Annotated in this window: 15 protein-coding genes; 11 read left to right on the forward strand and 4 right to left on the reverse strand. The window is 47.8% G+C overall.

Annotated features, from left to right (window positions below; translation table 11 throughout):
• The 10 genes from vgrG to NC99_RS01690 form a co-directional block, all read left to right on the forward strand.
• The coding region (vgrG, locus tag NC99_RS01645) for a type VI secretion system tip protein VgrG (RefSeq protein WP_053179184.1) at window positions 1–1,713 on the forward strand (1,713 nt) is incomplete at its 5' end.
• Window positions 1,714–1,724: 11 nt separating this feature from the next.
• Complete coding sequence (locus NC99_RS01650; RefSeq protein WP_053179186.1) at window positions 1,725–2,015, forward strand: PAAR domain-containing protein; 291 nt, start codon at window positions 1,725–1,727, stop codon at window positions 2,013–2,015.
• 40 nt (window positions 2,016–2,055) lie between these two features.
• Entirely contained in the window at window positions 2,056–2,481 is a 426-nt protein-coding gene (locus NC99_RS01655; RefSeq protein WP_053179188.1) for a GPW/gp25 family protein, read from the forward strand.
• Window positions 2,478–5,543, forward strand: coding sequence for a baseplate J/gp47 family protein (locus NC99_RS01660; protein WP_053179190.1), 3,066 nt, complete (start codon window positions 2,478–2,480; stop codon window positions 5,541–5,543). Before NC99_RS01655 ends, NC99_RS01660 begins: the two co-directional genes overlap by 4 nt.
• Before the next feature lie 4 nt (window positions 5,544–5,547).
• Complete coding sequence (locus NC99_RS01665; RefSeq protein WP_053179192.1) at window positions 5,548–8,151, forward strand: YegP family protein; 2,604 nt, start codon at window positions 5,548–5,550, stop codon at window positions 8,149–8,151.
• A gap of 64 nt (window positions 8,152–8,215) precedes the next feature.
• The gene (locus tag NC99_RS01670; protein ID WP_053179193.1) at window positions 8,216–10,924 is read left to right on the forward strand and encodes a hypothetical protein; all 2,709 of its coding nucleotides are present in this window, start codon (window positions 8,216–8,218) and stop codon (window positions 10,922–10,924) included.
• Window positions 10,925–10,946: 22 nt separating this feature from the next.
• Window positions 10,947–12,431, forward strand: a complete 1,485-nt coding sequence (locus tag NC99_RS01675; protein ID WP_053179195.1) for a contractile injection system tape measure protein — start codon at window positions 10,947–10,949, stop codon at window positions 12,429–12,431.
• Entirely contained in the window at window positions 12,425–13,777 is a 1,353-nt protein-coding gene (locus NC99_RS01680; RefSeq protein WP_053179197.1) for an ATP-binding protein, read from the forward strand. Before NC99_RS01675 ends, NC99_RS01680 begins: the two co-directional genes overlap by 7 nt.
• A gap of 50 nt (window positions 13,778–13,827) precedes the next feature.
• The gene (locus NC99_RS01685; protein ID WP_162231119.1) at window positions 13,828–14,868 is read left to right on the forward strand and encodes an eCIS core domain-containing protein; all 1,041 of its coding nucleotides are present in this window, start codon (window positions 13,828–13,830) and stop codon (window positions 14,866–14,868) included.
• Between the two features lie 82 nt (window positions 14,869–14,950).
• The gene (locus NC99_RS01690; RefSeq protein WP_053179201.1) at window positions 14,951–15,355 is read left to right on the forward strand and encodes a hypothetical protein; all 405 of its coding nucleotides are present in this window, start codon (window positions 14,951–14,953) and stop codon (window positions 15,353–15,355) included.
• A 357-nt stretch (window positions 15,356–15,712) separates the two neighbouring features.
• On the opposite strand, the gene NC99_RS01695 is transcribed toward NC99_RS01690, so the two are convergent.
• The 4 genes from NC99_RS01695 to accC form a co-directional block, all read right to left on the reverse strand.
• On the reverse strand, window positions 15,713–18,133 hold the full coding sequence (locus tag NC99_RS01695; protein ID WP_053179203.1) for an alpha-ketoacid dehydrogenase subunit alpha/beta: 2,421 nt from the start codon (window positions 18,131–18,133) through the stop codon (window positions 15,713–15,715).
• A gap of 274 nt (window positions 18,134–18,407) precedes the next feature.
• Window positions 18,408–19,943 (reverse strand): acyl-CoA carboxylase subunit beta, encoded by a 1,536-nt coding sequence (locus tag NC99_RS01700; protein WP_053179205.1) that lies wholly within the window; start codon window positions 19,941–19,943, stop codon window positions 18,408–18,410.
• A gap of 10 nt (window positions 19,944–19,953) precedes the next feature.
• Complete coding sequence (locus NC99_RS01705) at window positions 19,954–20,463, reverse strand: acetyl-CoA carboxylase biotin carboxyl carrier protein subunit (protein WP_082326250.1); 510 nt, start codon at window positions 20,461–20,463, stop codon at window positions 19,954–19,956.
• A gap of 11 nt (window positions 20,464–20,474) precedes the next feature.
• A complete protein-coding gene (gene accC / locus NC99_RS01710; RefSeq protein WP_053179206.1) occupies window positions 20,475–21,989 on the reverse strand; it encodes an acetyl-CoA carboxylase biotin carboxylase subunit in 1,515 nt (504 codons plus the stop codon).
• A 294-nt stretch (window positions 21,990–22,283) separates the two neighbouring features.
• Between accC and NC99_RS01715 the strand changes: the two genes are divergently transcribed.
• Window positions 22,284–24,818, forward strand: a complete 2,535-nt coding sequence (locus NC99_RS01715) for a DUF5916 domain-containing protein (RefSeq protein ID WP_162231120.1) — start codon at window positions 22,284–22,286, stop codon at window positions 24,816–24,818.
• Window positions 24,819–24,868: the final 50 nt, after the last annotated feature.

The following is a 24,868-nucleotide window of genomic DNA, read 5'->3' on the forward strand; positions in this document are numbered from 1 at the left end:
GTCGTGACCAGCACGCTTTTGATCAACGGTGAACCGATTCCCGATACGGTAGGAATCATGGGAATCCAAGTTGTCAAGGAAGTCAACCGGATTGCTTTTGCCAAGGTAAACATTCGCGATGGGTCGGCTTCTGACGAGGATTTTGCGATCAGCAGCGGTGAGTTGTTTTTACCAGGCCATGAGCTGGAGATCCAGGTGGGCTACAATTCCGAAGAAAAAACGGTGTTTAAAGGCGTGATTACCAAACATGCTTTAAAGACCCGCAAAAATAATTCGTCGGTTTTGATGATTGAATGTCGCGACAAGGCTTACAAAATGACATTAAACCGGAACAGCCGGTATTTTCACGATCTGGCTGACAGCGATGTCTGTGAGCAGTTGGCCGGAGAATATGGGCTGCAGGCAGATGAAATTGAAGCCTCTGATTTTAGCAACACGCGATTGGTGCAAATGCATGCTACCGACTGGGACTTCTTGCTGAGCCGGGCCGATGCCTGTAACAAGTTGGTTTTTACAGACGATGGCAAGCTCAGTTTTAAAGCGCCTGACTTGAGTGGCGAACCGGTTTTGAGTTTAACCTATGGAGCCAATATTCTGGAGTTTGAAGCCGAAATGGATGCCCGCAGCCAGTATGGCCAAGTGAATGGCCAGTCGTGGGACAACACCACGCTGGAAGTGCTTGAACTGGATTCAGCCGATGATGGCAGCGAGGAACCGGGCAACCTGAGCAGTTCAGATTTAGCAGAAACAACAGGCGTGGCGAAATTCCATCTCAAACATGGTGGACAGTTAAAGTCGGATGAATTGCAATCCTGGATTAACGGCCGGAAGTTGAAAAGCAAGCTTTCAAAAATCAAAGGACGTTTGAGCTTTCAGGGCTTTCCTGATGTGAAGCCCGGCCATTTGCTTGAACTGAATGGTCTGGGTGACCGCTTCAATGGGAATGTGTTTGTGTCATCGGTGAACCACGAAATTTCGCGGGGTGGCTGGATCTCACATGTTCAGTTTGGCTTGGATGAAAACTGGCTGGGCAACCATTTGAAAGATGTTATGGATCAGCCGGCTTCAGGGGTTTTACCGGGCGTCAACGGCTTGCAAATCGGCATCGTTTCGGCCCTGGAGGGCGACCCGGAAGGCGAATTTCGCATCCAGGTGAAGCTGCCGCTGGTCTCCGCGCAGGACGAAGGAATTTGGACCCGCGTGGCCACGCTCGATGCCGGCGAGAACCGGGGCACATTCTTCCGGCCCGAAATTGGCGACGAAGTCATCGTTGGCTTTCTAAACGATGATCCACGTGATGCCGTGGTGCTGGGCATGTTGAATAGTAGCAGCAAACCCGCAGCTTTTGAGGCCAAAGACGATAATCACGAGAAAGGCTACGCCAGCCGCGACGGGCTGAAACTGGTTTTCAACGATGAGGAGAAAAGCATTACCATCAGCACGCCGGGTGGCAAACAATTGCAGCTGAGCGAAGACTCAGGCGATTTTTTGCTTGAAGATGAAAATGGAAACAGCATCACGATGAACAGTTCAGGCATCACACTGGAGGCGGCGAAAGACCTGATTCTGAAAGCCGGAGGTAACCTCACTTTCGAGGGAACCAACGTGGAGATGAAGGCAAATGCTAATATGACGGTGGAAGGATCGGGTATGACTACGCTTAAGTCCTCCGGTGTCTTGAAAGTTGAAGGTTCATTGGTACAAATCAATTAAAAACGAAAACAATGCCACCAGCAGCAAGAGTAGGAGATATGCATGTTTGTCCGATGGTCAACGGAACGGTTCCGCATGTTGGGGGGCCGGTCCTGCCACCCGGATGTCCAACCGTACTGATTGCTGGCATGCCGGCCGCACGCTTAGGCGACATGCTCACCTGCACCGGTCCGCCCGACACCATTGTGGCAGGCTCAGGCACCGTCATGATCGGGGGCATGCCTGCTGCCCGCATGGGCGACTCAACGGCACACGGCGGAACAATCATTATTGGCGCCCCAACCGTGATAATAGGAGGTTAACTATCAACCATCAAGTATCAAGCATCAAGCATCTCGCATCATGGAAAACAACGAACGATACACTTCATTTTTGGGAACCGGCTGGAGCTTTCCGCCCACCTTTTCAAAGGCAGCCGGACAGGTCAGCATGTCGTCCGATGAAAAAGATATTGAAGAGAGCCTGGAGATTCTATTATCAACCCGGCTGGGTGAGCGGATCATGCATCCCGACTTCGGCTGTGATTTGACCGATATGATTTTTGAGCCGCTGAGCATTTCGGTAAAGACCTATATTTTCAACTTGGTTGAAACCGCCATTTTATACCACGAACCACGAATTTTGCTGCATAAAATTGATTTGATTGACGACGGCGAGAATCAGGGTTTGGTAAAAATCCTCCTTGAATATACGATCAGCACCACGAATTCAAGGAAGAATTATGTCTATCCCTTTTATATCAAGGAAGGCACAAACATTAAGAAATGAAAGACTGTAACGATCATATTCCTGTTCTTGTCCGCGATGGAACCAGCCAGGCGGCGCGTTATCCGAAAGATTTGGATCCGGCTTCGGTACAAATTGACGGTCGTTCGGAAAGCGACCTGATTGACTTTGCCTACAACTTTGCCGGATTGCTCAACTTTTACAACCTGGAGAACCAGGTGGATGGCGATTGGCAAGCTTTTCTTCAGCAATTGAAAGAAAATCCGAAAGCAGTGCTGACCGGTGACTTGTCGCCGCAGGCCAGCCTGTTCCTGTCGTTTCTTCGCCTGTTCAAAAAACAACAAGATCAGCTGAACGGCCTGACGAAAAAGCACCTGGATACGTTTTTTCGCGATGTGCTTCGAATTCAGCCCAAAGGCCCTGTTGCCGACCAGGTGCATGTGCTTTTTGAGCTGGCCAAAAATGTGGAGCCAGCCTTGCTTCAGGCCGGAACAGCTCTGAAAGCTGGAAAAGATGAAGCAGGGCAGGAGTTGGTTTACGCGTTGACTGAGGACCTGATCGTGAATCACGCCACCGTCGAAGCCATCAAATCGGTGGTGGTGGATGTGGAAAACAACCAGATGGTACATGCCGGGCAGGCTGCCAATACGCTGGATGGACTGGAAGAGGAATTGCCCGAAGATGATGCGAAGTGGCCGCCATTCGGGAAGACCAGCTTTGTCAAAGCTGATATTGGTTTTGCGTTGGCGAGCCCGGTGTTGTGGTTGCAGGAAGGAACAAGAAAGATCACCGTCACGCTGACACTGCGTGCGGACGATGACTTCGATATTCCGGCATCGGCCCGAAGCCAGGCTTTTAAAATATACTTAAGTGGAGAGGAAGAATGGTTAGGACCATATCATTCAACACCTTCCCTGAGAAAAGTATCCGGACGCTTTCAAATGCAATTGATCCTGAACCTTCCAGCCTCGGAGAAGCCGGTAGCCTATTATAACGGCGAGGTTCTGGACAGTCGTTTTCACTCAATCTTCCCTGTCTTGAAAGTGATTCCGGATACTTCATCTTCCGCTTACCTGAACGGCTTTTTACAACATGTTTCGCTCGAAACCGCCCGAATTGATGTGGAGGTCTCGGGTATTGAATCCCTGACCCTTCAAAATGACCAGGGAAGTCTCGACCCGGCCAAAGCTTTTCTTCCTTTTGGCTCCGAGCCGGTGCGGGGTTCGTCCTTCGATCTGGGCTACGAGGAAGCTTTCACCAAAAAGTTGAATGAGTTTAAGATTCATGTGGATTGGATGGATGTGCCTTCATCCAATCTTCGGACCTATTATAGCGGCTATTCCTTGTCTGGCAACCAATTTAAGGCCAGCCTGAGCTATCGCAACAAAAACGACCAGATCAGTACCAAAACCATTGATTTGTTCAATCCATCGAATAACCAAAACCGGGCCAGCTACACGGTTTCTGAAAATCCGATCCTGGTCTCCATCATTCCGCAGGTTTTGATCAACGCGCAGCTGAATTTATCGGCAGGATCGAAGAGTTTCAATCTCATTCAGAAGAAATACAACTTTTTGCCGGGAAATAACCTGGCGAAGTTTAAGCTTCCCAAGCTGAACGTCAAAACGGGAGTGCCCAAAAACGGTTTTGTGAAACTTGAATTGCTCGATGATTTTTTGCATCGCGATTACCGGCAAAAATATGTGAAAGCGACTGTTGAATATGTCGAAGGCGACCTGGTTTTGCCAAAGGAACCTTATCAACCCAAAATAAAAAGCATTTCGCTTGACTATCGTGCTTCCTCGTCAACAATCAATTTTGCACAGACGAGCGAAGCGGCGTACGCAGAAAAAGATGTGGAGTTTTTCCAGTTGGGCGCTTTTGGCCAGCGTGAGGTTCATGGTCATTTGTTGTCGAAGGCTGATTGGCTGTCGGCAAACGAAATCACACTGCTGGCGGACTATTCGCAGCAAGGTGAACTGTTGATTGGCGTGAAAAATATCGCGAAAGGACAGATCCTGAACTTGCTGATTCAAGTGGCTGAAGGGAGCGCTAACCCGCAAAAGGAAAAAGAACCCGTGCGCTGGTCGATTTTGGCACACGACCATTGGCGGGCGCTTCGGTCGGACGAGTTGCTGGCCGATGCCACCAACGGATTGCTGAAAAGCGGAATTGTGAAAATCAGCCTGCCGGCAGACACCGGAACCAGCCACAGCTGGATGCCTGACGGTTTGGTTTGGTTGCGGGCCTCGGTCAAGGCCAATCCCGATGCAGTTTGCCAGCTGATTGGGATCCACGCCCAGGCTGCGCGGGCAGAACTGCTTGAGGCCAAAAAACACCCGGCGCATTTGCTGATGCCCTTGAAGGCGGAAACGATCAGTAAATTGCTGAAGCCAAACGGAGCCATCAAACAAGTGATGCAGCCATATGCCAGTTTTGGCGGACGGGCGGAGGAAAAGGCCCGGGCGTATTACACCCGTGTCAGTGAGCGCTTGCGGCATAAAAACCGGGCCATTACGCTGTGGGATTATGAACGGCTGGTCTTGCAGGAGTTTCCGGATATCAGCAAGGTAAAATGCCTGAACCATACCTGCGAAACCCTGGAGCGGGCCCCGGGCCACGTCAACCTGATCGTCGTTCCCGATCTGCAAAACAAGAACGCGGTCGATGTGCTGCAGCCGCGCGTGAGCAAAGCCGTGCTCGAAGATGTACGCTCGTATATGGAGCCGCTGGCGCCATCGCTGATCAAAATTCATGTCAATAATCCCCTGTACGAAGAAGTTCAACTGGAGTTTGAAGTAAAGTTCAGAACGAACTATGAATTTGGATATTATCAAAAGGAATTGAACCGCGAGTTGATCGAATTTCTGTCGCCCTGGTCAACAGGCAGCCAGGCTGAAATTCATTTTGGCGGACGAATTGAAAAGTCGGTTTTACTCAAGTTTGTTGAAACCCGAAGCTACGTTGACTTTGTGTCGCACTTCAAAATGTTTCACCTGGCTTCGGGCAAACAGCCGCTTGATGTTGAGTCGGCCGTGGCAACAAATTCGCGGGCCATTTTGGTGTCGCACAGCAAGCATGTCATTCATAATTATAACAGCTAATTAGATGAAGGAAAGTCCGGTCATAGCAAAAATAAACAAGCAGGATGAGCATCCTGGAAATTATTATTGGTTGCGTTCCGAAGGACTGAAGCATATTCAGGAATTGTCGGGCCGTGTGTGGACGGATTACAATACGCACGATCCGGGAGTGACCATACTCGAAATTTTGTGCTTCGCGCTGACCGATCTGGATTATCGGACCAATTTCCCGATTACTGATTTGCTGGCCGAGCCCAAAGACAATGAACAAGCCATGCACCAGCAGTTTCTGTCGGCCATCAAAGCCTTGCCCTCCCGGCCGGTAAGCATCGCTGATTACCGCAAGCTGCTGATCGACATTCCCGGCGTCAAAAATGCCTGGCTGCACGAGGGCGAAAGCGAAGTTCCCCTCTATTTCGATCGGGAAAAAGAGGAACTGACAACCTTGACCGGCGGTTCGGCAACGCTTGATCCGGTTGAGATTAAGGGCTTGTATCAGGTGATTGTTGAATATGATGAAGACCTGGAGAACGAAAAGCAGGTTTTGAATGAAGTTTACCGTCGCTTAAACGCGAACCGAAACCTCTGCGAAGCTTTTACCGGCGTGGAACCAATTGTTCCCCAGGACTTCATCATTTGTGGCGAAATCGGTTTGGCGTCCAATGCAGCTATTGAAAAGGTGGAAGCCCGGATTCTATTTGAAGTTCAGAATTACCTGTCGCCAACTGTTCGTTCCTATACCTTGCAGCAAATGCTGGATAAAGGCAAGAAAGCAGAAGAAATCTTTGAAGGGCCGCTTTATCAGGATGCCGATCAGTTGTTGACTGGCGGTTTCATTGATGATGATGAATTGGAAGCTTCCAGCTTAAAAACCACCATTTACCTGTCCGATTTGATTCATCTGATTATGGATATTGAAGGCGTTGAATCGGTGCGCGATTTAATCATTAAACCCAATGTGGCCAAATTGCCTGAAAACTGGGACAAGTGGGTGGTTCCCATTAAGAAAGGTCATCAGGCCCAGCTTGATACCGGTTTGTCGCGCTTTGTGTTTTACAAGGATTTGCTGGCTTTTCGCTCCAGGCAGGAGCAGGTTGATGCCGAGCTGGCGCAATTGAATGCAGCGAAAAAGGCTGCACAGGAAGCAGTCAAAGTGAGCGACTTACCTATGATTCGCGGGCAGTTTGTCGATCCGGCAGCCTATGTTTCGGTTTCGACAGAATTTCCGGTAAACTACGGCATTGGCGAAATTGGTTTGCCCGGCAACGCGAGCAATGAGCGCAAAGCCCAGGCCCGTCAACTGAAGGCTTTCCTCTTATTTTTCGATCAGTTGATGGCCAATTACCTTGCCCAGTTATCTCGGGTAAAGGAGTTATTTCTAACAGATAACACCATTAAACAAACCTATTTCAACCAGCTCGTTGCGGGGATGGAAGATCGCGAAAGTTTGTTTTCCGATTGGGGGAATTTATTGGATGATCTGAAACAGATTAGCGAAGATGAAACCTTGTTTTACAACCGTCGTCACCAGTTTTTGGATCATCTGCTGGCCCGTTTTCATGAGCAGTTCAACGACTATGTTTTGCTGATGTATTCCATGTCGGGCGAGTTGGCCGAAAGAGAAGACATGCTGGAAGATAAAGCCAACTTCCTTCAAAATTACGAATGGATCTCGCGTCATCGCGGGGCGGGGTTCAACTTCACCTTGAAAGATGATTTGTGGAATACCTTGAATGTGTCGGGTCTGCAACACCGGGTGGCCCACCTGCTTGGGATCCGAAACTATAAGCGACGCGATCTGGCGCGTATCCATTACGACATTTACGATGAAAAAGACGACGATGATCTGACAGAATACCGGTTTCGGGTGATCGACAGCGAAACAGATAAAATTTTAATCAGCAGCAGTACCCGGTATTTGGACAAGGACGATTGCATTGCAGAAATGAAAGCCTGCGTAACCTACGGCGTGGATTTGGATAACTACGAATTGAAAGAAACAAGCGACGGGCGCTATTATTTCAATATAACCGATACGACAAAAGAAGTGATTGGCCGGCGGATTGAGTATTTCGAAACACCTGAAGAACGCGGGGAAGCCATAAAATACTTGCGACGGTTTTTACGCGCAAACTACAATAGCGAAGGGCTCTTCGTCGTTGAACACGTCTTGCTTCGTCCACGTGTGAAGGGGCATCCGGTGTTTAAAATTTGCCAAAGCGATGATTCCGGTTGCGTTTATAAAGATCCATATACGTACCAGATTTCGGTGATTTTGCCGGCGTGGGAAAAGCGATTTCAAAACATGGATTTTCGAAAATTTGTGGAGAAAACCATTCGGTTGGAAACACCGGCCCACATCTTTCCGAAAATATGCTGGGTGAACGAAATTCAAATGTCCGAGTTTGAAGAATGCTACCAGGATTGGTTGTTTGCCCATGCCATTTTTCCTCAAAAGGCTACCCAATATAAAAATGCGCTGGGCCAATTGCTGGATATTTTGGTTCGTTTGAATTCGGTTTATCCACAGGGAACTTTACACGACTGCGTGGATGGAGGTGATGAAAATCCCATGATCTTGAATATGACAAGCCTGGGGTCGATGAAAAATAAAGATCAGAAAAAATGACTCTTTTGATAATAAACAGGATGAATGATAAGCAACTAGCAGCAACTTTTTAAGAAACAGCATCATGGAAAGTAACTTATTAAAATTGAAAAACAGACTGGATCATTTCCAGGTGTTTGAGGAAAACCAGGTCTTAACGGAAGAACAGCTCAACCAGGTGGTGACTTATCTCGATCAGCAAACCCGCATGAGCCGTCGGAATTTACATGGCTACGGAACGGTTTGTGGTTTGCATGTCAGCTTGGTTAACCGGCTGATTCAGCTCTCCAAAGGTTGTGGGTTGACCAGTGATGGCGATTTGTTGGAATGGCCCTCGGATACGACTTTCCCCAACTTCAGGTTGTTTAAGGATGACAACGTCAACTATCCCATGCTTTTGGATGCCGTTGTTTATGAGTTGTTGCCGGCGGGAGTCAAAAAGGAGGGGCAATTTAGCTTTTCGCAATTCAGCCAGCAAAGTCAGAAAAAGCTGAGTGATTTTGCGGTCGTGCTTTACCTGGAAAGCTACTTGTTCGATCCGGACATCTGTACCGGCGGCGATTGCGACAACAAAGGACAAACACAGCTCAATCAGTTGCGGGTGCTGTTGGTTCCAAAATCATTGGCCTCAAAACAGCCCAGTTTGCTTTCAGCCGGCAAATCCTTCTTCCAGCTTAGCAAGCTTTCGATTCAGCGTTTGGTGCTTACGCCCGGATCGATTGACAGCTACACGAAGCTGGCCAATGCTTATCAATCCATCATCTCATCAACCAGCCAATCGCTGCAGGCTGCCCTGAAATCAAGCTATTCGCAATTGAGCTTTTTGCTCGCTGACTCATTTAGCACCCAAAATCCGACGCCGGAATGGAACCAGAAATTGGGACAACTGGCCGGAGCTACGACTACGGCAGGAAAGCAATATCGCTACGCTTTTTTGAAAGACCTGGTGCAAGCTTACAATGAGTTTGTGGACTCGTGCTACCAGCTGAACGTGGCCTGTTTGCCGGATATTAATTTGTCACCCAAGCATCTGTTTATTGGCGATGCTGCCGCGCAAATTGAAGACAAAAAGGATCCGTTCCGCCAGCATTTTGTAGAAACGCCATTTCAATCTGACGGGAAAGAGAAACTCCAGCGGTGTTTGTTTCTTTTTAAACGGATAGGGGCCTTGATCGAATCGGCTGATTTCACCAATCGGGAAGATCTGAAAATCACCCCTTCAACCCTGCATACTTGTTTGGGGAATCGGGCAATTCCGGCTTACTACCAGGTGATGGGAGACGCGCAGCTGCTGGAAAAATGGAGTTTTGAACGGACACAGAGAGACGAGGAGCTTAGCATTTATTCCTATCATGCGCCGGAGTATTCTCAATTGCCCGAGGTTCGGAGCCCGCTGAGTTATGATTTGACGGCTTACGATCATTTCCGGATTGAAGGCCATTTGGGACAACCTTTTCGAACCGCATTTGATACACTACAAAGCATGATTCGGGCACACAACTTACCAATCAAGGTGCTGCCCATCATGATTGAAACGGACTTTAACCGGGCGTGGGTTTGGCCGGGCTTGAAGTACTATGGAATGGAAATTCTGCATAAACTCTACCGCGATGAGCTGGTTAACAACCTGAATGAACTGAAAGTGTTCAATGTAGAGCTGAACAGCAAAGTGCAGGCGGCCAATGACGAAGAACTGCCGCCGTTGAATATCGAATCCAATTCCTTATCGCTGAAAGCATTCACGGCGCAGCAAACCAATTTGGTTAACCAGAAGATTACCGAAACGAAGAACTTTTTGGCCAAATCCATCGTTGATTTTGACCACACGTCGTTCGAGAATAATTATAAAGAAGTGGTATCGCAGGGCGCAGTGCTCAACAAAGGCATCAAAGGCGTGACCTTTGCTTCGGCCTATACGCCGCTTGAAAAAACGGTGAACAACATCAACTTCAGCAAACTGAAAGGCCTGGCTGACTTAGTCAAAAAGCGGGAGGAAAAAGACAAGGAGAAATCGATGCTGCAAAGCTTTATTGAAAGCCACCCCGGACTGGAACACACGGGTGGTGTACCTCGCGGCGGAACATTTGTGTTGCTGTACAGTTCGTCCACCAGCAGGGTCGTGGCCGACATGAGCCTGCCATATTGGTATGTCGATGAGCCGGTTTCGGAAGTGCCCGAAGAGTCGGATGTTTCGGACAACAACCTGGTGCTGGACTGGAAGTTCAACAACGATATTTTTGTGTACACCAACCAAAACAACAAGCTGAAAGAAAGCATTTCGAAACTGAACTTACAGCTGGATCAGTTCAAATTCGAATTGGATACGCAGAAAACCAACCTCAATTCGTACCAGGGAAGTATCAACACGCTTATTCAAACCATACCAAACTACCAGATCGATTACGGAAAGATCGGAGATTTGGGTGTCAATGTGAAGGATGCGGATCTGGCTGGTAATTTGGGCATCCTCAATCAAATGAATGATTATAAAATGCATTTGGAAAACCAAATCAATACTGGTGTGGCCACAGAAGCAGAAAAGGCGGTTTACAATGATATGGAGCTTGTTATGGCCGGCATTGTAGAGGACACAATCGTTAAAACGTCCAAAACATCGACCGATATTGCCCGCGATAGCGACGAAGCCAAATCGTTGGAAATAGTGGCGGATGTGTCCAAAAACCTGAAAACGGAAGGTGCAGTCAGCAAAGTTCGGGGCGCTGTGGAAAGCGTCAAGACCGGATCGACTTCCAAAGCGATTTATTTAGACCAATTGAATAAGTTTAATTTTTAATCAAGCATAACACCCCAGAACAATGAAGAAAACAAATACACATATCATTCAGGATTTTAGGATGGAGTTAGATATGGAGAATCAGAAAAGTGGAAAACAGGTGCTGGATTCGGCCAACGCGCTGATGAAGGGTAAAATCATTCCAATCACTGAAAGGGCTCTGAACGAGTGGGCCGATGAAAACCGGAACATTCATCTGGATCGGCTGGAAATTGATTTGGGCACCATTCCGTTGGATGAATTTGTGGATGCCCTGCCCGATGCTTACGAACGCCAGATCAAGGAAACTTTGAAAAAGCTGTTTGTTCATGACAAGACCGGATCGAAAAAGAAGATCCGGCAAAGTGGAGAAGCAGCTGCCTTGCTCGATCAACTGTTGTTTTACCTGAAAGAGGGCGTATTTCCCTGGCAGCATCATCAGGAAGCCTACCAAACCCTTGATGAAGTGGTTCTGCAGATTCTTCATGCTGAAAAGGAAAACTTGACGAGGCAATTGAAGCCACTGCTCAAGCATGAGGATTTGGTTAACCGGCTGATCGGCACGTTACGACCCGATACGCTCGATCTGCTTTTGGCTGAGCTCACCTTTTCGGATGTTGCCACCCGGGCCTTGCTGCTCGTTGGTGAGCTTGTTCGCTATAGCCACTTGCGGAAACTGCACTGGAGCCGCCAGCAAATTGGACTTGCGGTTTACAAACAGGCCTTTCGGCGCGTAGCTCACAACGAAGTTATTTTCACCGAACGAACGATTGCGCTGGCCTTGTATGAACTGTTTCTCGCTCTAAAACAAGATGATGAACAATGGCTGAAGTTCAGTGGCCGGTTTGCACGCTTTGCTCAAAAAGAGCGGTTTCTTTCTCAGTTTGAAGATCTTCCGGAAGCGTTGAAAAAGCTGGAGAAATCCGGTGCTTCTATCTGGGGATCGCGTACAAAAGACAAGTCAGACGTCAGCCGGACGGAAACCACGGAAGCCAGCGATGTCCGCGAACCGGCAGCGGAGAGCGAAATTGTTTGTAACATCAACAACGCAGGCTTGATCCTGCTTTATCCGTATCTCAAAACGATTTTCAGCCGGCTGAATTGGCTGCACAAGGAGCGGTTTGTCAGCAACGATGCACAATCCAAAGCGCTTTTGCTGACCGATTATCTTGTTTTTGGTGAGGAAGGTACAGCCTCCGAAAACCAAATGATTCTCAATAAAATCCTTTGCGGAATTGACCCAAAAGCATCGCTAAATCCTTTGCTCGTTCTTTCCGAAAATGAGAAACAAGAAGCAAACGACTTGCTGACTTCGGCCATTAAGCATTGGGTGGTGTTGAAAAATACATCGCCTGAAGGCTATCGGCATTCCTTTTTGAGGCGCACCGGTGTGCTCAGATTTAAGGATGAAGGGTGGTACTTGCACGTAGAACGCAAAAGCTACGATATGCTTTTGGAATCGATGCCTTACACGATTAGCTTGATTCGATTGCCGTGGATGAATAATAAATTGGTTGTGGAATGGTGACCGATAAACTCATAGGAAATGCGTTGTCGCTTGAAAGCGAACTGCGTTGGTTTGCAGCGGTTTTGGAGGCGAGACTGAAGCTTTACTTGAAGCAGGACGCTCCCGTTGAATCCATCTATGATTTGACGCCACCGGACTTTGGCGACGAGCAGTCTGTTTATTCCGAGTTTGTTCAATACTACAATTTATCATTTGCCGAGCGGATTTTGCTCCTACTGGCTTTGGTGCCACATATCAAACCCGAATTGCTCGATCCGCTCTTTGCGTCGAACGGACAAACGAACCGCGGATGGACGGAGTTTGGCGGCGTTCAGGGTAAAAACCATGGGGGATTTGTACCGACCGGCGAGACGTTCATTTTTATGATGGCTGGTGGTTCGCTGAAAGATCGTTTTGTGCTGACCGACATTTTTGGTGCTGAACATGTTTTTGCCAAGCACCAGATTTTACAGTTGGAACATGCGCCCGACGGCGAGCCTTTCCTGTCGGGAACGATCCAGATTTCGCGCGATATTCTGGACTACCTAACGGTTGGCGAAGTTCACCGGCCGGTGATGAGTTCGCGCTTTCCGGCCAAACGGATTACCACGGAGCGCGAATGGGGCGACTTGGTGGTGGATGAAAAGACTTTTCAGCAAATTGAAGAGATCAAAACTTGGCTCGATTATGGCCATGCCTTGCTGTATGATTGGGGAATGAGCAAAAAGCTGCGGAAAGGGTATCGTTGCTTGTTCTACGGTCCGCCGGGAACGGGGAAAACCATGACGGCCTGCTTGCTGGGCAAGGATACCAACCGCGATGTTTACCGGATTGATTTGTCGCTGGTGGTTTCGAAATACATTGGCGAAACAGAAAAAAACCTGTCCAACATCTTCAACCAGGCCGAAAACAAAAACTGGATCCTGTTTTTTGATGAAGCGGATGCGCTTTTTGGTAAGCGGACGAGTGTCTCGGATGCACACGACCGCTATGCCAACCAGGAAGTGTCGTACCTGCTGCAACGCATTGAAGATTACAACGGGCTGGTGTTGCTGGCTTCAAACCAAAAGGATAACATGGATGAAGCCTTCACCCGCCGGTTCGACAACATCATCAACTTTAGCCTGCCGCGCCCCGACCAGCGACTGAAAATATGGGAGCAAGCCTTTGCGGAGAAATCGACCTTAGCCGGCGATATCTCGCTCAAAGAAATTGCAAAAGGCTATGAACTCTCGGGAGGGGCTATTATGAACGCCGTAGGCTATGCCTCATTGATGACCTTAAAAAAGAATTCGCACGAAATCAGTAAATCTGATCTGATTGCCGGCGTGAGAAAGGAATATACGAAAGAAGGACGAACGGTTTGAGTTGAGGAAATGGGAGGCATTAAATGATGAAATTTAAAAACGGAGACGATATGAAACGGAACATACAGGAATCAAGCGAAACAAAAAGCAGAGCGGTTGCCAATACCGTGAGCCCGGTTCAGGCCAAGCGAAACAACGATCTGCCGGAAGAATTACAAGCTAAAATGGAAACATCCTTTGGCTCGGACTTTTCGAACGTCAAAATTCATAAAAATTCAAAGAAGGCTGCCAAACTGAATGCGCTTGCTTTTACGCAAGGTGAACAAATTCACTTTGCGCCAGGCCAGTTTAATCCGCATTCGAAATCTGGTCAGGAATTAATTGGACACGAAATGGCCCACGTCACCCAGCAGCGGCAAGGTAGAGTCAGTTCAACCGGGACGGTAAACGGCATGCCCATGAACCGGGACAAAGGCTTGGAAAGTGAAGCTGATACGATGGGGAAGCAAGCGGCACAAGCTAAATTTCCGGCTAGCAAAACTCCCTTTGTGCAGCAAGTAAAACCTACTCCTGTGTCAAGCGATGTTACTCAGTTTGCGCTACCGGCAGTTGTCGCGGCCATGGGAGCCGCCGAGTGGATTGCTGCCGGCGCTTTAGGTTATACCATTGCCAATGATGTTTTGTCTACCACATCGGGCGACGTGAGTTATTCATTTGATGAAGTTGATGGTGTGCTACTTCCTACCGGAGGTAGTGATGTTGCAGCTCATCGTGCGGCGCATCCCAATGCGCAGATTTACGAAGCGACCCACTATTTTGCCATTTGGAAAGGATGGGAAGACACCCGGAAGATGGGGATCAAATTTGGAATTACTTTTCTGTATGATGATGCCGGAGCTATTGGGAATATTTCGTTGAGCCTTATTGAAGTGTATGACTGGGCAGCCTGGGGAGGCAATGTCAATGTCAATATTACGTCGAGAAGTCTGGCCAGCGGTTTTGCCTCATTCCGGTTTACGATAAATGTTGGCGTCAATAATTTCATGGGATTAAATGAAGTGCCAGGATCCGTGCAATTACTTTTAAGAGGAGGTGACGGTGATCTGCGCTTAGTTGCCGATAATTTTTATGGTTTTACAGAAATTGGATAACACGGAGCTTTGCCTTCAAAATACGTTTCATCGCGTGTAAATGCAACAAATTACTTTTATAAGATTTTAATACACTGTTGGTATGCCCGAAATTCACATTAAAGTGCACAACGTCGATAGTCAATATCCTCCACTTGATCCACCGAAGAAGCGACGGGAGAAAAAGCTTCAAGTCAGCTTGCTCGATTGCCTTCTGTTGAAGGTGGCTGTGGAATTTGAGACGAATGACGCTGGCCTGAGGATTATATCTATTCAGGTACCCGAGTCAGATAAAATACCAGAGTCCGAGGCTCAAGTCAACATCACGACCAACCACACGATTTACGATGAAAAGCCAGCCAGCCGAATTGTGTTGAATCTATCGTATAACAATGGACTTCAAAACGAAGTTGGAAGTTGTGTGCTTAAATTAACGCAGCAAGGCATCATTGTGCTCCATACTAAAACCGACAACATCATCATTTTCAAACTCGATGGCCAAACTTAAGTGCTTTCGTCAATTTACGCGACATTTGATTTGAAAAGGAAGTCGCCATCAGTATTTTGTGACGACAGGTTCATTGGCAGGAAGTGTATATGAATCCCAACAGCAAGATCGAATATCAATCGAAAGTTGAATAAAAGAAGCTGGAACCAGCTTGCTACCCCTTCCATAAGGGGTGATAGCCCCTTACCTAGGGGGTAATAACCCCTTGCATAAGGGGTAATAGCCCCTTGTCTAAGGGGTAACAGCCCCTTGCCTAAGGGGTAATAACCCCTTGTCTAAGGGGTAACAGCCCCTTGCTTAAGGGGTAACAGTCCCTTCCGAAGGGGCAATCGTCCCTTGCTTAAGGGGTAAAGACGGCTATGGGGTCAGTTTCGGAAACCGTTTGACATCCACTTCGCGCATCATTTCGTAAATGCTTTCGAAAATTTGTTCCACATTGGGTTTGGAGAAGAATTCGCCGTCAATGCCGTAGGCCGGTCGGTGTTCTTTGGCCGATAGGGTGCGTGGTGCAGTGTCGAGGTAGTTGAATGCCTGCTGTTCTTCCATCACTTTTTGCATCATGTAGGCGGTAGCTCCTCCGGGCACATCTTCATCTACAAAAATTACTTTACCGGTTTTTTTGATCGACTCCAAAATGCAATGGTTCACATCAAAAGGCAGGAGCGTTTGTACATCAATCACTTCGACGGAAATATCTTTTGTTTTCAGCAGTTCAGCTGCTTTAATGGCGTGGTTCACATTCCAGGCATAAGTCACCAAGGTCACATCATCGCCTTCAACCATGACTTCAGGAATCCCAAGCGGCACTTTGAATTCGCCCAGATTTTCGGGAAGTTCTTCTTTCATGTTGTAGCCCTTGAGGGGTTCAATAACCAGTGCCGGATCGTTGGCCGAGAGCAGCGTGTTGTAAAAGCCGGCCGCCTGGGTCATGTTACGCGGAACACAAAGGTACATGCCGCGCAACGAGCCAAGCAACATTTGCATGGGTGAACCGGCATGCCACATGCCTTGCAGCTGATGTCCGCGGGTGCGCACAATCAAAGGCGCAGCCTGTTTGCCTTTGGTCCGGTATTGCATGCTGGCCACATCGTCGCTCAGGGTGGAGTGCGCATAAATGAGGTAATCGAGGTATTGAATTTCGGCGATGGGCCGAAAGCCGCGCATGGCCAATCCAACACCTTGTCCGATAATGGTTGTTTCGCGAATGCCGGCATCGGAAACGCGCTGAATGCCGTATTTTTCCTGCATGCCTTTCATGCCTTGGTTGACGCCCCCCAGTTTGCCGGTATCTTGTCCGAAGGTAACCAGGTTGGGATATTTTTGAAACAGCGCATCGAAATTTTCATTCAGAATGGCCGAGCCATTTACTTCACGGGCATTGTCGTCGTATGTGGCTGGCACCGCTGCTACTTTGACCGCCGAGTCGTTGCCTTGGCGGTAAAGCCGGCTATTGTACAGGTCGCTGCTTTTGTCTTTGAACTGTTCAATCCACGTGTGTAAATTTTGCTGCTCTGCGCGAACAACATCATCGCCGTGAATGTCATAAAATATTCGCTGGGCAAAGCTCAGAAATTTCCGGCGGGTGGGGAAAATGCGTTGCTTGATTTCGGTCAGCTCTGCCAAGTGGTCGATTTCGCCATCCGATTGTTTTTTTAGTTGGCGCAGGATTTCTTCCAATTTTGAAACCTCTTCGGTGTATCCACCCGTGAAATTTTCCCAGGCTGTCTTCCGCGCTTCTTTGGCCCGGCTTTCAGCTTTCCGTTCAATGGCGGTGATGGTGTCCATGTCTGCCTGGCCTGTTTCAATCAGCCACAGTTTAAACTGATAAATGCCATCGTATTCTTTTTCCCATTCCAGGCGTTCCTTGCTTTTGTAGCGTTCGTGCGAACCCGACGTGGAATGCCCCAACAGTTGGGTGACTTCCTGCACATGAAACAATACCGGGGTGTGATTTTTCCGGCATTTTGAAACTCCGTCGGCAAAGGTCTTCACCAATTCAGGATAGTTCCAACCTTTGCAGGTATAGATCAAAATTCCGTTGGTGTCCTTTTCTTTCTGAAATCCTTTCAGAGCTTCTGAAATACTGGATTTGGTTGTTTGCAGCTCAATAGGGACGCTGATTCCGTAACCATCATCATAAACCGCAACGGCCAGCGGAACCTGCATGACGCCGGCAGCATTGATGGTTTCAAAAAACATACCTTCCGAGGTGCTGGCATCGCCAATACTTCCAAATGCGACTTCATTGCCAGTCACATTGTTGTTCAGGTGCTTCTTCAGGCTTTTGTCTTCGCGAACAATTTTTGAAGCCTGCGCCAGTCCAAGCAAACGCGGCATTTGTCCGCCTGTAGAGCTGATGTCGGAGCTGGAGTTGAAGCGGGTGGACAGATCCTTTATCTCACCATCCTCATTGATATTGGCCGTGCAAAAGTGATTGTTGAAATTGCGCCCACCGGTTGACGGGTTCATTTCGTCGTCGGTGTCGCCATAAATCATGGCAAAAAACTCTTCGGGTTGCAACAACCCAAGGGCCAGCATAAAGGTTTGGTCGCGATAGTATCCCGAGCGCCAGTCGCCCTTGCGGAAGGTTTTGGCATAGGCTATTTGTGCAATTTCCTTTCCATCTCCAAAAATACCAAAATGGGCCCGGCCATTATGAACCTCGCGTTTTCCCAAGAGGCTTAGTTGACGACTCAAATAAGCGATGTAGTAATCGTTTAGGATCTCTTCGGTTTTTTTATCGCTTGTGGTCAGCATTCCAGCTTTCTCTAAAAGCATGTATTGTGATTTATATGATTAAGACTATTTGGTCTGAATTACCATAAACAACGTTCGTTTGTACGATTTGTTTATTTGCAGGCACCAGCGAAAATGAACAGTTTATTCACAAGAAACATTTTGGCCTCAGTTTCAGAATTCTAGGGAAAGCAGGCTGTTCTGCAGGGTGTAGATCGCTTGCTTTTATCAGCTGGGCGCAATGAACCTCCATCATTTGCTACAGAAAGCAAACTGCCCGGATCAAAACGATGATCCGGGCAGCCATGCGACAAGATTATAATGGAATGTTTCCGTGTTTTCGCGGAAGGTTCGATTTTCGCTTGTTGTGCGTCATCTCCAGCGCATTGATGATTTTGATTCGAGTATCCTCCGGGTAAATAATTTCATCGACATAACCCAGCGAAGCAGCACGGTATGGGTTAGCGAAAGCGTCGCGGTATTCTTCAACGGCTTTGGCTTTTTCGGCCTCATCTGTAATATCTCGGTTCAGAATGTTGATGGCGCCTTCGGGGCCCATAACGGCGATTTCGGCCGTTGGGAACGCGTAGTTGATATCGCCGCCAATGTGCTTGCTCGACATCACATCGTAAGCACCACCGTAAGCTTTACGGGTGATGAGCGTAATTTTAGGGACAGTCGCTTCGGCAAACGCATACAGCAATTTGGCGCCATGCTTAATGATTCCTCCAAATTCCTGCTGGGTGCCCGGCAAGAATCCGGGAACATCAACCAAGGTGACAAGCGGGATATTGAACGCATCGCAGAAACGCACAAAGCGTGCGGCTTTGGCCGATGAGTTGATGTCGAGCACGCCCGCCAAAACCGCGGGCTGGTTGGCCACAATACCGACTGATTTTCCTCCAAAGCGTGCAAACCCAATGACAATATTGGCTGCGTAGTTGGGTTGCACTTCCAGGAAATGTTCATCATCAATGATTTTCAGGATGATGTCTTTCATGTCGTACGCCTTGTTGGGGTCGGCCGGAACGACATCGTGCAGCGCATCAATTTTGCGGTCGATCGGATCGGTGGTTGTTTGAATCGGTGGCTCTTCCATGTTGTTTGAAGGAATGAAGCTCACCAATTCGCGCACCATCATCAGGGTTTGTTCTTCATTGTCGCCCGAAAAATGAGCCACGCCACTTTTGGAAGTGTGTGTGACGGCGCCACCCAAATCTTCCTTACTCACATTCTCGTGGGTCACGGTTTTAATGACATCGGGTCCGGTGACAAACATGTGGCTGGTTTCGTTCACCATAAAAATAAAATCGGTGAGGGCAGGAGAGTAGACTGCCCCTCCGGCGCATGGCCCCAAAATGGTACTGATTTGCGGAATGACACCCGACGAAAGCACATTGTTGTAAAAAATGTCGGCATAACCCGCCAAACTTTGTACGCCTTCCTGTATGCGGGCGCCACCTGAATCATTCAGCCCAATCAGCGGCGCTCCGTTCTCGATGGCCATTTTCTGAATTTTAACAATTTTATCGGCGTTCGACCGACTCATTGTTCCTCCAAAAACGGTGAAGTCCTGGGCAAAAACATACACCAGGCGGTCATGGATTTTTCCGTAGCCGGAAACAACTCCATCGCCGCGAAATTTCTTTTTGTCAATGCCAAAGTCGGTTGCCCTGTGTAGCACGAACTTATCAATCTCGTTGAATGTACCCGGATCCAATAGTTCTTCTATTCGTTCACGGGCGGTTTTCTTTCCGGCAGCATGTTGCTTTTCAATTCGCTCCTGGCCTCCGCCAATTTCAGCTTCGTTATTGAGTAGTTCTAACTTTTCAAATTTGCCTTTTAAGTCCATAGTTTTTCAATTAATCAATTTCAATCAATACTTGGTTTGATTCTACCGTGTCGCCATCGGCAACGTGAACTGCTTTGACAACGCCATCGAGCGCCACTTTATACTCACTCTCCATTTTCATGGCGGCAATAATCACCGCGGTCTGTCCCTGGGTGACTGATTCACCTTCTTTCACCAAAACTTTTACGATTTTGCCTGGCATGGGCGCCGCAATTTGTTTCTCACTTTGTGCAATGGCTCCGGCTCCGCGATTGCGGATATATCGTGCTTCCGCATCAATGATTTCCAAATCGTAGGTGTTGTACAGGGTATGAGCCGTGTACGATTTTGGCTTTGGGGAGGGGACCAGCGAGATGTTGTGCGAACGGTTATTTTCAATGATGGAAAAGGTTCCTTCGTCATTATGCATCAGGTCAACATTGTAAACCTTGTCATCGACCATGATTTCGATGAGATTTTCGTTTTGGTTTAAAATCTTAACGGACGCTATGCGGTCACCTAATTTGATTTCAATAGGCATAATACTCTGTTTTATAAGCGATCAAAATTCTTTTGGTATGTGTATTTTTTCCACCGATTCTTTGCCGGATTGAGTTCTTTGGTTGGGATGACTTTATTTTTCCGGTTGATAAAATCGAAGTAGGCGGCAATGATGACCATGTCCTGGCTTTCGTCTTCGCTGGAATCGTCGGCCATTAAGGTACTTCTGTTTTTCTCGATGAAATTGGTGTCATAATTCCCGCTGACAAAATCGGCTGAATCCATGATGCGTTCCAGAAATTTCAGCGAAGTTCTGATTCCTGTGATTTTGTACTCATACAGGGCTCTTCGCATGCGTTCAATAGCTTCGGCGCGGGTTTCTGCCCACACAATCAATTTCGAAATCAGTGGATCATAATGAATCGGGATTTCGTAACCTTCATACACATAACCATCGGTGCGAACGCCCAATCCAAGGGGTTGTGTGATGGTGTGAATTTTTCCCGGACTTGGCATGAAATTGTTGTCCGAGTCTTCCGCGTAAATCCGACATTCAATGGCATGCCCTTTTTGTTCAAGTTGACTTTGCTCCAGATTGAGCGTCTGTCCCTCGGCTACCTGAATTTGCTTTTTGACCAAATCGATTCCGGTCACGCGCTCGGTAATGGGATGCTCCACCTGCAAACGGGTGTTCATTTCCAGAAAGTAATAATTCCGGTCGTTGTCCACCAAAAATTCAATGGTTCCGGCACCGACGTAGTTCACCGCTTTGGCAGCGTCAACAGCGTGCTTTCCCATCTGTTCCCGTAATTCCGGGGTCATCAGCACAGAGGGCGTTTCCTCCACCATTTTTTGGTGCCGGCGTTGGATGGAACACTCCCGCTCAAACAAATGAACGACATTGCCGTGTTCATCGCCCAACACCTGAAACTCGATGTGGTGTGGTGACTGGACATACTTTTCAATATAAACGGCATCGTCGTTAAACGAGGCCAATGCTTCGGAACGAGCAGCGCGGACTGAAGAAACGATGTTCTCCGCTTTTTCGACCAGACGCATGCCTTTACCGCCGCCACCGGCCGATGCTTTAATCATGACCGGCAAGCCAATGGTTTGGATGGTTTTGATGGCTTCATCTTCGGATTGGATGGCTTCGGTGGTGCCAGGCACTACCGGAACACCGGCAGCAATCATGGCTTTCCGGGCTTGAATTTTATCACCCATCTTATCAATCACGGCGGGAGTTGGTCCAATAAAAATGATCCCATTGTCGGTGCACAGTTTGGCAAAACTGGCGTTTTCAGATAAAAAGCCGTAGCCTGGGTGAATGGCATCGGCTTTTGATTGTAAAGCAACTTCAATAATTTTTTCCGCTTTTAAATAACTGTCTTTCGATGGTGCCGGCCCCACATGATAGGCTTCGTCAGCATAGCGAACATGCATGGATGTCCGGTCGGCATCAGAAAAAACAGCAACAGTTGCAATGCCCATTTCACGGCAGGTGCGCATGATACGAACAGCAATTTCACCCCGGTTCGCAACCAGGATTTTGTTGATTTTCCTCATAATTAACTTTTAATACTTCAAATATTTGTCTTATTAAATAGTCTGGCTATTGTCTTTAAGTCTAACTTAAAAACCATATTTGCCTTAAAAAGTTTCTCAATATCTGTAATTATTCTTTCAATTTTCAAAAAAAATCGATGTTAAAAAACCTACTTGAATGATAAATTATGTATTTTTGATGGTCTTTAGAAAAAAATTATGTTCCACCAAAAATCACGCCTTCTGCTTCTGACAGTCTTGGCTGGCCTATGTTCGGTCAACGCTATTCAAGCTCAGCAATCCTTCTGTTATTCCTTGTCTTCCGATTTGCTTGTCAATCAGGTAGCCAGTCTTAAGAAAGTTTACTACGCTACATTTACGGCTGAAAAAGTGAAAGTTGATGGCGAGCTGGATGAAGCTTGCTGGGAAACTGGCCAATGGAGAGGAGGATTTGTTCAGCAACAACCCCTGCAAGCACAAGAGCCGTCGCAGAAAACGGAAGTTTGTATTTCGTACGACCGGAACAACCTGTATGTCGCCATGCGCTGTTATGATAATGATCCGGAGCAGATCCGCTCCATCTTAAGCCGGCGTGATGAAATGAACGGTGACATTGCCGGCATTGCCATCGACTCGTATGCCGACAAGCAGACCGCCTTTGAGTTTAACGTTTCGGCAGCAGGGCAAAAAGTTGACCTGATGCACTTGGGCGCCTACGAGTGGGATTACAACTGGGATGCGGTTTGGGAAGGCAAATCGGCTGTTAAAGATTCGATGTGGACCGTTGAAATGCGCATCCCATTCAGCCAGTTGCGGTTTGCCGATTCGGAAGAGCAGGTTTGGGGGATGCATATTTGGCGCTGGATTGACCGAAATATGGAAGAAACCCAGTGGAAGTTGATTCCGGTTGATGCACCCGCGATGGTTTATTTGTTTGGAGAACTTCGGGGAATCAAGGGCATCGATTCAAAACGGAAGAAAGAATTTTTGCCTTATGCCAGTACACGTTTTTCGCCCAATACTGATTTAGAGAATAAAACGAAGCTTGATTTTGGGTTGGACGGAAAGATAGGCCTGAGTTCGGACTTTACTCTGGATTATACGATTAATCCCGATTTTGGACAGGTTGAAGCTGACCCTTCAGTTTTAAGTTTATCATCGTACGAGGTCTTTTACAATGAAAAGCGCCCGTTTTTTCTGGAGGGAAACAATGTGCTGGATTTTTCCACCGGGCGCGATTTGCTGTTTTATTCGCGACGGATTGGGCGGGCGCCGGTTTTTTCGCCGGGCTTGCAAGACGGTCAAACCATGTCGATGCCTGATAACACCTCCATCATTAGTGCCTTGAAGGTAACCGGAAAGAATAAGAAGGGCCTTTCGCTGGGCGTGGTGCAAAGCCTGACGGCACGTGAAGAGGCAACCATTTATTCGGGCGATGAACATGAGCAGCTGACGGTTGAGCCTTTTTCGAGCTATTTTGTAGGCCGTGTAAAGCAGGATTTTAATGAAGGGAACACCGTTCTTGGAGGGATTCTGACGTCTTCTCTTCGTTCGGTGAAGGAGGATCACCTTGATTTTGTGCCCTCTTCGGCATTGGTTGGTGGCATTGATTTACAACACAACTGGAAAAAGCGGAAATATTTTTTCGATGCAAAGAGTTTTTTCAGCCGCGTGGGCGGAAGTGTGGAGGCCATCAGCAAACTGCAAACGGCCTCGCAGCATTATTTTCAACGCCCGGATGCTGATCATCTGACTTTTGATGTGGAGCGAACCGAACTGGCCGGACATGGCGGCGAGTTAAAAGGCGGAAAACGCAGTGGAAAATTTCGTGCCATTGGCGCCTTCAGCTGGCGCTCGCCTGGAATCGACCTCAATGATTTGGGGTACATGTATCAGGCCGATTACCTGCAGCAGGAGTTGGAATTGCGCTACCAAGTGAACAAGCCACTGGGAATTTTGCGGGACTATTATTTCGACCTGACCCAGAACAACAGCTGGAGCTACGGCGGCGAGACCACCAAGAAGGAATTGGACCTGCATGCTTTTTTGCGGTTCACCAATTTGTGGCGCATGCACGCCTACCTGGAATATGACTACAGCCAGTTTGATACGCGTGAGCTGCGCGGTGGCCCGAAACTTTATAAAGAAAATAGCTGGAAAACTCGGATTTTTGTGCAGAGCAACAATGCCAAAAAAATACTGGTGGCTGGCGGCCCAAATTGGAGCTGGTCGGTTGATGGAGTGTACAAACGGGCAGTTTATACCTTTTTTGTGCGGTGGCAAATCAGCGACCGAATCAGCATCAACAGTCAAACCGATTACGAAATTCTGAGCGACTACCACGAGTATGTGCGTAAGATCAACCTTTCAGACGACCAGACCGGCTACCTCGTGGGGCAGCTTGACCGGAAGACGATTTCGACAACCCTTCGGCTCGAGTATTTCATTACGCCTGAGTTTTCGCTCCAGTATTATGCCAATCCGTATGCCTCGGTTGGAAAATACAGCAATTTCAGGCGGGTGAATGATGGAAGCAGCAAAAATATTGACCAGCGCTATTTGAGCCCGCAAAGCATCAGCCTTGAGAATAACACCTATAATATGACCGATGCCCAGTCGGAAACTTATTCGTTTGCCAAGCCCGATTTCAATTACCAGGAGTTGCGCTCGAACCTGGTTGCTCGCTGGGAGTTCAGACCGGGATCGACCTTGTATTTGGTTTGGAACAGTTCGCGCTTTTTATATGAACGAAGCAATAACCATTCAGTCTCTCAAAGTTATGGCGACCTTTTTGGCTTAAAGTCAGAGAATGTGTTCATGATCAAATTTAATTACTGGTTTTCGTTGTAAGCCTTTCCTGTTTGTTTTGGTTCGTGTAATTGTTTTCCGGAAATTCCAAT

It is taken from the genome of Sunxiuqinia dokdonensis (assembly GCF_001270965.1).
In the GTDB taxonomy this organism is placed as follows: Bacteria; Bacteroidota; Bacteroidia; order Bacteroidales; family Prolixibacteraceae; genus Sunxiuqinia; species Sunxiuqinia dokdonensis.